Source organism: Clostridium hydrogenum (assembly GCF_021432385.1).
Taxonomy (GTDB): domain Bacteria; phylum Bacillota; class Clostridia; order Clostridiales; family Clostridiaceae; genus Clostridium_S; species Clostridium_S hydrogenum.
Genome location: NZ_JAEACT010000002.1, coordinates 940,358 through 953,032 on the forward strand (window position 1 = coordinate 940,358; position 12,675 = coordinate 953,032).

Genomic DNA, 12,675 nt, shown 5'->3' on the forward strand with positions numbered 1-12,675 from the left:
TATAATTGAAAAATTTATCAGAGGAAAGAAGAAACTTTATATTGAGTGAATTTTCTTATATACAACTTTTTAATAAACCTAGTGATGCATATGATTATGAAGGCTTTACATTAGGCAATATTGCAAAAAAGTATGAAAATACTAATTTAAAATATGATGGTTCCTTAGCTCCATCCGATGTAAAAGAAATCTTTAAAGAAATACAATCTGATCCTGAGTTAAGCAATTTAACATTTACCAACTATGAAAATAAAAATGCATCTGGAAACTTTGATGGATTTGTTGCATATTCGTTTAAAGATCCAGAAGGAAATGCTCATTTTGCATTTAGAGGCTCTGAAAGTAATACACCAGAAGGACAGCAGGATGGCTTCTTAGGAGTAGATTGGACAGACAATTACACTATGGGAATAGAGGGGAAATCAAGGCAGTTTCAAGATGTAAAAAGTTTTGTAGCAGCTAATAGTGTAGGAAGTGCAAAAATATATGTAACAGGTCATTCAAAAGGAGGAGCAAATGCATTATATGCATGTTCACAATTTCCAAATGCTACAGGCATTGCATTTGATGCACCAGGTATAGATGAAGCTATTTCAGCCAGTGAAAGAGAGAGATTAAGAGAATCGGGAATAACAAATTATGTAGCTTCAGACGATAAAGTAGGAGCACTCTTGTTTCATTCGGAAAATAGAGTGTTTTGCAAAATGAACGAAACATATTATCTAGAACTTGATGATAAGATTGTGAAGGTTAATAATTATAATCAAGGAGCAGGACAAAATGTGGGTACAGATACATTTATACCGCATGCGCTGCAGGCATTTTTTTGGGACAAGAATAATAATTTAGTAAAAGAAAATAGAAGCAGTGGATCAATGCTAACGGAAGCCTTAACACAAAGCTTATATGATTGGAACATAAGAAATGGAAGACCATTAGATAAGTATTTAGATTGGATAATTAAAAATAAAAATAATCTTGGCAAGAATTTAGAAAAAATTATATTTGAGAAGCTTGTAGGTGAGTTTAAAGAAGGCTCCCCGGGAATGATTTCAGATATACTTACAAGTGTTTTGTATGGTAAAGAGGTTACTGTTGAAGTATTAGAGGAAACACTGGAAAGATATATTAAACTCGATAATGTTTTTGATAAAATGCTAGCTGAATTAAATAATATGAAGGAAAAATTTGTAAGTGATTTAGAGGATGATGTAGAAAAAATTGAGGATGATGTAGAAAGCGAGTTTTTTGATAGAGAAAATTTTGAATTTGTTAAGGATATAGAAAGCACAGCAGTAGCAATTGTAGATGAAGACGCTAATGTTTTTAGTGAAGGTGTTCAGAAAGTAGGAAATATTATAAAAGGAGGCTTTTCAAGTGCGTTTGGTTATGGGGCAGCATCCACTAGAACGCGTATATATGTGGACTTTGACAAGCTAAGAGAAGCTGCAGATAGGCTCGAAGTACTAAGAAGGAGGGCTTGCGACATAGAAGAAAGAGTAAATGAATTATATTTTAATGTAGATTTAAGGAAAAATATATTAACCTTATTGAAATCAAGTTATATGGAGTATAGCAGCGATAAATTTAGAGAAAATATAGATTACTTAAATTATGCATGTGATACATTTCAAAGAGCTGAGAGAACGTTGTTTAAAATGGCAAGTAGATAATCTTTGTAAATAAAGAAAGGAAATTTTATGGATGACACTACAAGATATAAGATAGAGGGTATAGTAACGGATTTAGATAATTTAATAAGGGAACTTAAAACATTATCATCAAGCATATCTAATGATTTTCAAGGCTTGGGTGAAGGAAGATGCTCATCAAGTATAGAATCTATGGCAAGTGAATATGAATGTATAAAAAATCAACTTTCAGAAATTAATTAGGCATCTTAAAAAAATAATAAGTCCAAATTGAGAGGAAAAAGTATCAGTTATATTGATACTTTTTTTTATATAGATATACCAGTTCAACTATAGAAATTCATTTGTACTAAAATGTCTAGAAGCCGACATTTTTGTACAAATAAATTTGGAATTTCACAGTGATATATCTTTAGTAGGAATTATAGTTGGTTGTGATAAAGTTATGTATAAAAAAAGAATTATAGGTGTCCAACAAACATAGAATTGAATATTTCCATTCCTTATTATATAATTTTATTATGATATGTTAAAATAAAAGTATAGGATGGTACTTATGAATATAAATGTTGATGATTTAATATTTTCGCTTGATATTGGCACCAGAACTGTTATTGGAACTGTTGGTGTTGTAAAAGATAAAAAATTTCAAATAATAGCAGAGAAGTTTACTGAGCATGAAGAAAGAGCCATGGTTGATGGGCAAATACATGATATAAACTTAGTTGCTAAAGCAGTAAACAAGGTTAAGACAGAACTTGAAGAGGAAATAGGCTCTACTTTAAAAAATGTGGCGATAGCAGCTGCTGGAAGAATGCTAAGAACCACTGTGATAAAATCAGAATTAGAAATTGAAGAAGATAAGGAAATAGATAAGGATTTAATCAGAAGTCTTGAACTTACTGCTGTAAAAAATGCAGAAAATGAAATAAACAAAGATTCCTTGGGTAAGCTGTATTGCGTAGGGTACAGCATTAAAAGTTACTATTTAAATGGTTATGCTATTTCAAATTTGTTATCCCATAAAGGACAAAATATTTCAGCAGAGGTTATTGCAACTTTTCTTCCAAGATCTGTTGTTGATAGTCTTTATGCTGTAATGGGAAAGGTTAACTTAAACGTTAGCAGTCTTACTTTAGAGCCTATTGCGGCAATGGAGGCAGCAGTTCCAAAAAACTTGAGACTTTTAAATATAGCACTTGTTGATATAGGAGCTGGTACTTCAGATATAGCCATAAGCTCAAAGGATACAATAAGTGCATATGGAATGGTTCCTATAGCAGGAGATGAAGTGACGGAAGCTATAGCACAAAATTATCTTGTGGATTTTAACACAGCAGAGGTTATAAAAAGAAGCTGCTGTACTAGTGAAGAAATAAAATATACAGATGTACTTGGACTTGAAAATTCTGTGAAGAGCGAAGATGTTATAAAGGTGGTAAGGCCAGTTGCAGAAAAACTTTCAGAGGAAATATCAAGTAAGATAGTAGAATTAAATGGTGGGAAATCACCTAATGCAGTGTTTTTAGTTGGTGGAGGGGCACATACACCCTTAATTAAGGATTTAACTAGTGAAAAACTTGGAATTCCAAATCAAAGAATAGCAATAAAGGGAAGAGAAGCTGTAACGGATTGCATTTGCAGTGACGAGTCTCTTGGGAGTACAGGTGTTACAGTACTTGGTATAGCACTTATAGCTATAAGAAGACTTGGAAGTGATTTTATTGATGTGATGCTTAATGACAGCATAGTAAGCTTGTTTAATTCACGTGTTCATTCAGTTATGGATGTTGTAGTTCAGGCTGGAATAAACCCTAAATTGCTTATTGGCAAAAATGGAAAGAATGTAAGATTTACATTAAATGGTGCAAAGAGAGTTGCATTTGGTACAGTTGCTAAAAGTTCAGAAATAAAAATCAATAGAATTGTTTCTAATATAGATTCTGAAATTAAGGAAAATGATAAAATAGAAATTAAATATGCTGAAGATGGTACAGATGCACATCCTTTAATTAAGGACTATGTTAAAAACTTATATAGCTTAGGTTTCTTTATGAATGATGAAATTGTAAATTTAGAACCAGTGCTTTTAATAAATGGAGAAAGAGCTAGCATTTCAGATGAAATACCAGAAGAAGCTGAAGTTGAAACAATTTATCCTAAAACCATACTTGACTACATAAAACACTTTGACGGAGATTTAAATAAACAATACTACATTAATGATGTTAGATTAGCTGATAATTATGAAATTAAAGAAGGAGATAAAATCTATACTACATATATAAAAAAATATGAAGAAGATAATAATATAAGTAAAGAGGAAATTGGTGAAAGTGCATCGAAAAATGAAAATACTGAAATTGAGAAAACTTCTGAAGCAGCAGTTTCAGTAGAAAAAGAAATTACTCCGGAAGAAGTTACTTCAAATGAAGCTATTAATATAATAGTTGTTGTTGTAAATGAAGAACCAATAAGGCTTGAAGGAAAAAATAAATATAAATTTGTTGATATATTTGATTATATTAATTTTGATTTGTCATCACCACATGGAAATTTAGTTCTAAAACTTAATGGAGAAAAGGTTGGCCTTTTTGATGAATTAAGTGATAAAGATAATATTGAGGTTAGGTGGGAATAGTTATGGATTATTTAGAAAAAGCAAAAAAATTAGAGAGTGAATTAATTAATACTAGAAGAGATTTTCACGAAAATCCGGAACTTGGTTTTGAACTTTTTAGAACAAGTGAAAAGGTAAAGGCATTTCTAAAAAAAGAAGGAATAGAGTACAGGGAAACAGCAAAGACAGGAATATGTGCTATTATAAAAGGTAAAAATACTGGTAAGACAGTTGCACTCAGAGGAGATATGGATGCACTTCCGCTTAATGATAAAAAGGCTTGTGAGTATTCGTCTAAAGTTAATGGTAAAATGCATGCATGTGGGCATGATGCACATACTACAATACTTATGGGAGCAGCAAAACTTTTAAACAGTATGAAGGATGAACTTTGTGGAAATGTAAAGCTGTTTTTTGAACCTGCAGAGGAGACTACTGGAGGAGCACAGGTAATGATTTCCGAAGGTGTTCTTGAAAATCCACATGTAGATGCAGTAATAGGACTTCATGTTTCAGAAGATATTGAGTGTGGAAAAATAGGAATAAAAAAGGGAGTTGTAAATGCAGCCTCAAATCCATTTCAAATAACAATAAAGGGAAAGGGTGCACATGGTGCTCATCCGGATTCTGGAGTTGATCCTATAGTAGCAGCTTGTAGCATAGTAACTACTCTTCAAACTATTATAAGTAGAGAAATTTCACCTGTACATCCAGCAGTTTTAACGGTTGGATACATTCAAGGTGGAACAGCAGAAAATATAATTCCTGAAGAGGTTAAAATTGGTGGTATAATAAGAACTATGAAAACTGAGGACAGAGAGTTTGCTAAAAAAAGATTAAACGAAATAGTTAGTGGTATTGCAAGTTCTATGAGAGTTTCAGCTAAAATTAATATAGATGAAAGTTATCCATGCTTGTATAATGATGATATAATGGTAAGCGTTTTTGAAAATTCTGCACGTGAGCTTATAGGAAATGAAAATGTAATTTCTTTGGAGAATCCTAGTATGGGAGTAGAAAGCTTTGCTTATTTTTCAATGGCAAGACCGTCAGTATTTTATTATCTTGGAAGCAGAAATGAAAGTAAGGGAATAATAAATCCAGCGCATGGAAGTTTGTTTGATATTGATGAAAATTGTCTTTATATGGGAGCAGCACTTCAATGTAAGGCAGCAGCAGAGATGCTAAAACAACTTTCAAAATAAAAAATAATAGTGGGTTACTCTAGTGCATTAAAGAAATCTAAGCATGGTAGCCATTTACTTAAAGGAGAAAAGTATGAAAATAACAATTGGACCAAATGAAGCAGGACAGAGAGCAGATAAATTTGTTAGAAAATGGCTTAAAGATGTTCCACTAAGTGCAATTTATAAGGCATTTAGAAAGGGAGATATAAGAGTTAATGATAGCAAGTGTAAGGAAAAATATTCCCTTCTAGAAGGTGATACGCTAGTAGTAAAATATATACAGTCAAAACCTGAGAAAAAGAAGTTTACAAGAATAGATAATAATTTTAAAGTTGTGTATGAAGATGATAATATGCTTTTAGTTGAAAAGTGGCCGGGAGTTTTGGTGCACTCTAATAAGGCAGATGGGGCACCAACATTAACAGATTATGTTCTGTCTTATTTATTTGATAAAGGAGACTATAGGCCAGAAGAAGAAGTTACATTTATCCCAGCACCATGTAATAGATTGGACATGAATACTTCTGGTATAGTTGTTTATGGTAAAAACTTTGAATCACTTAAGCTTTTAAATGAGATGATAAGGGATAAAAAAATTGAGAAATATTATGCTGCACTTGTAAAGGGTAGGATAAAAGATGGAGTTTATGAAGGATATATACATAAAAATGAGGATTCAAACATATCTGTTGTTTTTGATGAAGAGAGAAAAGATACAAAGAAAATTGCTATGAGTGTAAAAACTGTAGAAAGTTGTGGCTCCTTTTCCTTTATAGAGATAGATTTGTTAACAGGGAGAAGTCATCAACTTAGAGCACATTTAAGTCATCTAGGAAATCCTATAATTGGAGATGTAAAATACGGAGATAAAAATATAAATAGTTATTACAACAATAAATTTGGCCTTAACTACCAATTTTTATATGCGTATAAACTAATTTTTAGGGATTGTCCTGAAAAACTTAATTACATGGAAAATAAGACAATAGCAGAATCTCTTCCACCAATATTTAAGAAAATAAAAAAAGATGTGTTTAGATTTTAAGGAGTAGTTTTTTATGAAAGAGCAGTCTACAGCAAAAGGATTTGCTATATTATCCATGGCAACTATAATTCAAAAAATTTTATCGCTTTTATATGTTCCGTTTTTAGTAAAAATTCTTGGAGGTTCAGCACCGTATGGTATATATTATGCGGCATATCAAATTTATGCATTTATATTTGTGCTTACTAATGCAGGGATACCTGTTGCAATATCAAAGCTTGTATCTGAGTTTGTTGCAGTAAAAAATTATAAAGATGCAGTAAAAAGCTTTAAGCTGGCAAGATTTGTACTTATTATAATTGGAACTATTATGTCAATTATGTTATTTGCTTTAGCAAGACCACTTGCAGGTCTTATGAAAATGCCCAAAGCTTCTCTTGCAGTTATGGCATTAGGTCCTTCAATATTTTGTACTTCTGTATCTTCAGCATATAGAGGATATTTTCAAGGAAGAGGAAATATGACACCTACAGCAGTATCACAGCTTTTAGAGCAAATAGTTAATACAACCTTGTCGCTTGTATTTGCCGCACTGCTTTTAAGATATGGAGTTGAGGCTGCTTGTGCTGGGGCTACTGTTGGAACTACATTTGGAGCTCTTGTTTCGGCAATTTATTTAATTGTTACATATGAAAAAAATAAGCACTTTAGAATACCTAAGGAATACTACGAGCAAGCAAAAAGAAAGCATTCAAGCAAACAAATACTTAGAAAAATAGCTAACTATGGAGTACCAATAACACTTTGTATTGGCATGCAAAATGCGGGCAATTTGGTTGATACCGGCAATACTAAATCAAGACTTTTAGCAGGTGGCTTTGCTGATGATAAGGCAACTGGTCTGTTTGGAATGCTTGGACAATACCAAACACTTATGAATGTTCCAATTGCTATAATAAGTACACTTTCTGTGACGATTTTGCCAGCTATTTCTGCAGCAGTAGCTGTTAAAGATAAAAGGGCACTTTCAAATAGAATAAATTATGCATTTAGAGTTTGTTTTTTAATCGCAATTCCTTCAGCAGTGGGATTTTCTATAATGAGTTTACCAATTTATAAAGTTATCTACCCAAGTACTAGTGCTGGATTTAGGATTATGTTCTTAGGATCCTTTATATTAGTATTAATGTCGTTAGTTCAAATACAAACAAGCATACTTCAAGGTATAGGAAAGATATACAATGTAACTATATATTCTATAATAGGTATAGTCGTGAAAATAGTAACTAATTATATTTTAATTGCTATACCAACAATAAATGTTTATGGGACTATTATAGGAAGCTTTTTAGGTTTTAGTACGACTATATTTTTAAACTACAGGCTTATGAAAAAGTCTATGAGAGTAAAATTTGGAATGTTAAAACATGCAGTAAAGCCACTTATATCATCAATTATAATGGGTGGAGCAGTATGCATTGTTTACACAGTAATTAATTTAGCATTAACTTTAGTAATTAAAAAAGCATATTTTGATAATTTAGTTGCATTTGTTTTTGCCGTAATAGCAGGAGTTTTTGTTTATATTGCTTGTCTTGCTATTACTAGAGGGATAAGAAAAAGTGATTTGGATTCTTTCCCAAGCAAAATTAGAAAACTTATACCAAGACCGATTATGGAATTAATAAAATAGTGTAAACTATATAGGAGGATGTGAAAAAAGGTATTCTATAGGTTTTACTATACCGCACATAAAGCCTTATGAGCGGCTCATAAAAAAGAATACCTATATTTTTCACATGCTCCTATAAGTTGCAATAAAATTCTTACATTGTAGCTTATAAAATATCACTGATGAATCGGTTCGACTATAGTATTTTTTAGAAGTCAGAATGTATTAGAACTTTTACAACTTATATGCATTTTAATTTTATAAGGAAGGAGGAAAGTAAATTATGAAAAAAATTCCTATAGGTATCAGTAATTTTAAGGACATAATACAAAAAAATTATTATTTTGTAGATAAAAGTATTTTTATTAAAGATATAATTGATGACGGAAGTGAAGCAATATTAATACCTAGACCAAGAAGATTTGGTAAAACACTTAATATGACTATGCTACAGACTTTTTTTGAAATTACACAAGAAGATAATAGTGTTTTGTTTAAAGATTTGGAAATACATAAGTATAAAGATATAATGATGTATCAAGGCAAATATCCTGTAATAAGTATAACTTTTAAAGACCAAAAGCATATGGAATGGGATGTTTGCATGCAGGGATTTAAGAGATTAGTAATAAGTGAGTTTAAAAGACATGATTATATTTTAGAGGATGAAAATTTAAAATCATATGAGAAAAAAGAATTCTTAGAAATTTTGAGCGGCAAAGCTGAAACTATAAGTTATGTTGAAGGATTAAAAACACTAAGTGAATTTTTATATAGGTATCATGGTAAGAAAGTAATTATTTTAATAGATGAATATGATATACCACTTCAAGAATCTTATTTGAATAAATATTATAATGAAGCAGTATCCTTTATGAGAAATTTTTTAAGTGCGGGGTTAAAGGATAATCCTTATTTAGAAAAAGGAATACTTACAGGAATTTTAAGAGTAGCCAAGGAAAGTATATTTTCAGGTTTGAATAACATAAAAGTTTATAATTTGCTTTCTTCCTTTTATAATAAATATTTTGGTTTTACAGAAAAAGAAGTTGAAGAAACATTATCTTACTATAAAATTGATACCGAAATTCAATTAATTAAAACTTGGTATAATGGATATAACTTTGGAGGAATGACAATATATAACCCATGGAGCATACTAAATTATGTAAAAGATGCTGCACATAATTTTATAGCATATTGGGCAAATACAAGCAGCAACGATTTAATACGTGATATGCTTAAAAATGGAACTGCCTCAGTAAAAGAAGAATTAGAAGCTTTAATCAGAGGAGAAAAGCTGATAAAGATAATTGATGAAAACATTGTTATGAATGAAATAAATGAAAGTACAGAAAACCTATGGAGTTTCCTTCTTTTTAGTGGGTATTTAAGAGCGGTGAAAACAGAAATTAAAGATGGCAGAACCTATTGTACATTAGATATTCCTAATAATGAAGTAAAATACGTTTATGAAGAAATAATAAGAAAGTGGTTTAAGGAAAGGGTTAATAATGATGAGTTTTCTCAAATGTTAAAGGCTTTAACTATAGGCGATATGGAAAACTTTGAAATGATGTTTCAAGATATAGTTGAAAGTACATTAAGTTATTTTGATACATCAGGAGAAAGCGAAAGATTTTATCATGCCTTTGTACTTGGAATGCTTGTTTCATTAAAAGGAACCCATGATGTAAAATCAAACAGAGAAAGTGGATATGGAAGATATGATGTTATGATAATACCAAAGGATAAAAGTAAACTTGGTATTATTATTGAATTTAAAAAGGTAAATAAGAGGAAAAATGAAACTATAGAAGAGGCAGCGCAAAATGCATTAAAGCAAATTAAAGATAAAAAGTATGATGTAGAAATGAAAGAATTTGGAACAAAGGATATTTTAGAATTAGGAATTGTGTTTAGTGGTAAAGAAGTGTTGGTGAGAGAAAATTAAAAAATTTAGGGCTTATTTTTTTAGAAAGTTTGATACAATGTAAATAAAAACAGGAATGTTTTTTAAAGTTGAATTTAATGGCAGTGAAAATAAAATTATATGTTAAAGGCATTATGAGACATGAATAAGCTTATATTTCCTTTAAAGTCTAAAGTGAAGTCTTGTTACTAAAAAACAAGACTTTCCCCATCTTCTGGCACAGCAATATAATTATTAAATTTATTAACTTTTATATAATTTCTCAAATCTTCTCTTGATAATCTGCAGTGATTCCAGGCATCCATATGCACAGCTACAATTTTTAGGTTAGGATATCTTTTGGATATTTCATATATATCAGTGGCTGTCATGGTTATAGGATCTCCAAATGAAAATTGAGCACAGCCACAGTTGCAGACAATGGCATAAGGTTTAAATTTCTCTATGGATTTTTTTACTTCATTACACCAAACTGTGTCTCCTGCAATGTATATAGTTTTCTCATGATGTGAGGAAATAACGAAACCAGATACTGGACCTAACTCTTTTGCTAATTCGCCGTGACCATGCATACCTGAAGTGCGATTAATGGTTATATCATTCCAAGTATAATTATCTTGGATAGAATGTACATTAGTAAAATTATAATTTTCTAGTTTGGATTTATCATCTGGCTGACAAAATATTGGAATATCCTTAGAAAGTGAATTAATAGCTGCGTTGTCAAAGTGATCTCTATGAGTATGCGTAATAAGGACAGCATCGCAGTTTGTAATATAATCAATAGCCACGGGTAGTGGTGTAAGTGGATTTTTATTTTGATTTGGGACTCCCTCTATTGGAGAAAGCGAATTTACTTCGCTTAGCATAGGATCTACAAGGATTGTTTTGTTATTTGTAGATATTATTATTGTAGAGTGACGTATTAATTGAATTTTCACAGTTTATACCTCCAACTATTTATGATATAGTTATTATATAGTAAATACTTCTTGATTGGGGAAAGTATAATAGTAAAAGAGTTTAATAATGAAAGGATTTTATAATTTATGCTTGATCAAACGGATTTACAAATTTTAAATTTGCTTAAGAAAAATTCAAGAATGCAATGGCGAGAAATTGGTAAAAAGGTTCATATGACAGGACAAGCAGTTAAAAATAGAATAGATAAAATGGAAAAATTGCAAGTTATTAAGGGGTATACTGTTAAAGTCAATTCTGATTTAGATAGTAAAAAGTTAATTTGCTTTGTAACTGTATTTATGAAAACTACTAATCATGCTGTTTTTAAAAAATATGTTGAGAAGAATGACTTGATAGTTGAGGCTAATAGAATAAGTGGAGAAGGGTGCTATTTGTTAAAGTTAAAAGCAGACACCAAAGACGAGGTTGTGAGTTTTTTGGATGAAATATTGAAGTATGGAAATTACAAAATAAATTCATCGATAGAAGTTATAAAGTAATTAAATTTTATGGGGAGGAGGTATATATTTGAAAATCAATAAGTACTTTTTTACGCTAATAAATATAATGCTTATATTAATAATAATAATTTTATTAGGGCAAGTAAGTTATGTATTATCACCATTAAAACAAATTTCATCAGTTTTATTGTTTCCTACTATTATATCTTTATTTTTATATTATGCATTAAGACCTATAATTAATAAATTTAAAGATATAAAGATTATAAAGACTAATAAAAGTGTATTAATTATAATTACTATGTTATTATTTTCAGTTATTTTGGCTGCTGCATTAGTATATGGTGGTTTAAAGGTAAAAGATGAATTTACAAGTTCATTTTCTTATGATATAAATTCTATTAGCAGCTATTTTGATGATTTAGATAAAAAATTAGGTGGTGTGCTTTCACAATTTGAAATTACTCAGAAAATATTAACTGGAGTAAAAAAATCAATATTAAATACAGGAACAAGTTTAATAAATGTATTTTCACAGGTAACAAATGTAGGAACTAAGATAATAATAATTCCGTTTATTTTATATTACTTTTTAAAAGATGATAAAAAATTTGCACACAAGTTTTTATCTATAATCCCAGATGCCTATAGAAATGAAGTTAAGGAAATGCTTATAGAAATAGATAATGCTTTATCTGTTTATATATCTGGACAGCTAATAATTGCTCTTATAACAGGTGTAATGATGTATTTTGCATATTTGATAGTAGGGCTGCCTAATTCGTTTTTAATGGCATTTTTTTTCATGGTTACGGTTTTAATACCGTATATAGGCTCTTTTATTGGAATTATCCCCGCACTACTAATTGCGCTTATTACTGGCGGTGGCACTATGGTCATAAATACTATTATAGTAGCAATTATTGTGAATCAAATACAGGGAAATTTAGTATCACCTAATATAATAGGAAAAAAACTAAATATACATCCTTTAGCAATAGTTTTTATAACATTGATCAGTATAACTTTGTTTGGAGTATTAGGGGCTTTTGTTGGAACTCCACTATTTGTAACTTTAAGTATAGTGATAAAAGGAATATATAAATTGTATTCTGAAAAGAAAATTGAAATAGGAAAATAAAAGATGTAAATGTTGACATACCTATTAATAAAGTATATATTATTGTAGTGAATTTATTAAA

10 protein-coding genes are annotated in these 12,675 nt (G+C 30.2%); 9 read left to right on the top strand and 1 reads right to left on the bottom strand.

All coding sequences use genetic code 11. The features are described from left to right. Positions 1-5: 5 nt before the first annotated feature. The 7 genes from CUEA01_RS04195 to CUEA01_RS04225 all read left to right on the top strand — a co-directional run bounded on the left by CUEA01_RS04195 (position 6) and on the right by CUEA01_RS04225 (position 10,070). A complete protein-coding gene (locus CUEA01_RS04195; RefSeq protein ID WP_234118694.1) occupies positions 6-1,673 on the top strand; it encodes an Mbeg1-like protein in 1,668 nt (555 codons plus the stop codon). A gap of 27 nt (positions 1,674-1,700) precedes the next feature. Next, positions 1,701-1,895, top strand: a complete 195-nt coding sequence (locus CUEA01_RS04200; protein ID WP_234118696.1) for a hypothetical protein — start codon at positions 1,701-1,703, stop codon at positions 1,893-1,895. Between the two features lie 304 nt (positions 1,896-2,199). Continuing rightward, positions 2,200-4,293, top strand: a complete 2,094-nt coding sequence (locus CUEA01_RS04205; RefSeq protein ID WP_234118698.1) for a cell division protein FtsA — start codon at positions 2,200-2,202, stop codon at positions 4,291-4,293. Positions 4,294-4,295: 2 nt separating this feature from the next. After that, positions 4,296-5,477, top strand: a complete 1,182-nt coding sequence (locus CUEA01_RS04210) for a M20 metallopeptidase family protein (protein ID WP_234118701.1) — start codon at positions 4,296-4,298, stop codon at positions 5,475-5,477. A 73-nt stretch (positions 5,478-5,550) separates the two neighbouring features. Next, positions 5,551-6,504 (top strand): RluA family pseudouridine synthase, encoded by a 954-nt coding sequence (locus CUEA01_RS04215; protein WP_234118703.1) that lies wholly within the window; start codon positions 5,551-5,553, stop codon positions 6,502-6,504. Between the two features lie 13 nt (positions 6,505-6,517). Then, entirely contained in the window at positions 6,518-8,137 is a 1,620-nt protein-coding gene (locus tag CUEA01_RS04220; protein WP_234118705.1) for a putative polysaccharide biosynthesis protein, read from the top strand. 262 nt (positions 8,138-8,399) lie between these two features. Next, the gene (locus tag CUEA01_RS04225) at positions 8,400-10,070 is read left to right on the top strand and encodes an AAA family ATPase (RefSeq protein ID WP_234118707.1); all 1,671 of its coding nucleotides are present in this window, start codon (positions 8,400-8,402) and stop codon (positions 10,068-10,070) included. A 167-nt stretch (positions 10,071-10,237) separates the two neighbouring features. Here CUEA01_RS04225 and CUEA01_RS04230 read toward each other — a convergent pair whose 3' ends face one another. Then, positions 10,238-10,990: an MBL fold metallo-hydrolase gene (locus CUEA01_RS04230; RefSeq protein ID WP_234118715.1), complete on the bottom strand. Its 753-nt coding sequence runs from the start codon at positions 10,988-10,990 to the stop codon at positions 10,238-10,240. Between the two features lie 108 nt (positions 10,991-11,098). Here CUEA01_RS04230 and CUEA01_RS04235 point away from each other — a divergent pair, with 108 nt between their 5' ends. Then, a complete protein-coding gene (locus tag CUEA01_RS04235) occupies positions 11,099-11,512 on the top strand; it encodes an Lrp/AsnC family transcriptional regulator (protein ID WP_234118717.1) in 414 nt (137 codons plus the stop codon). A 28-nt stretch (positions 11,513-11,540) separates the two neighbouring features. Then, complete coding sequence (locus tag CUEA01_RS04240) at positions 11,541-12,614, top strand: AI-2E family transporter (RefSeq protein ID WP_234118719.1); 1,074 nt, start codon at positions 11,541-11,543, stop codon at positions 12,612-12,614. The last annotated feature ends 61 nt before the right edge of the window (positions 12,615-12,675 follow it).

What these genes read in the sequence shown, in the direction of transcription:
- CUEA01_RS04200 (WP_234118696.1), top strand. Translation starts at nt 1,701, where the DNA reads ATGGATGACACTACAAGATATAAGATAGAGGGTATAGTAACGGATTTA.
- CUEA01_RS04205 (WP_234118698.1), top strand. Translation starts at nt 2,200, where the DNA reads ATGGTACTTATGAATATAAATGTTGATGATTTAATATTTTCGCTTGAT.
- CUEA01_RS04210 (WP_234118701.1), top strand. Translation starts at nt 4,296, where the DNA reads ATGGATTATTTAGAAAAAGCAAAAAAATTAGAGAGTGAATTAATTAAT.
- CUEA01_RS04215 (WP_234118703.1), top strand. Translation starts at nt 5,551, where the DNA reads ATGAAAATAACAATTGGACCAAATGAAGCAGGACAGAGAGCAGATAAA.
- CUEA01_RS04220 (WP_234118705.1), top strand. Translation starts at nt 6,518, where the DNA reads ATGAAAGAGCAGTCTACAGCAAAAGGATTTGCTATATTATCCATGGCA.
- CUEA01_RS04225 (WP_234118707.1), top strand. Translation starts at nt 8,400, where the DNA reads ATGAAAAAAATTCCTATAGGTATCAGTAATTTTAAGGACATAATACAA.
- CUEA01_RS04235 (WP_234118717.1), top strand. Translation starts at nt 11,099, where the DNA reads ATGCTTGATCAAACGGATTTACAAATTTTAAATTTGCTTAAGAAAAAT.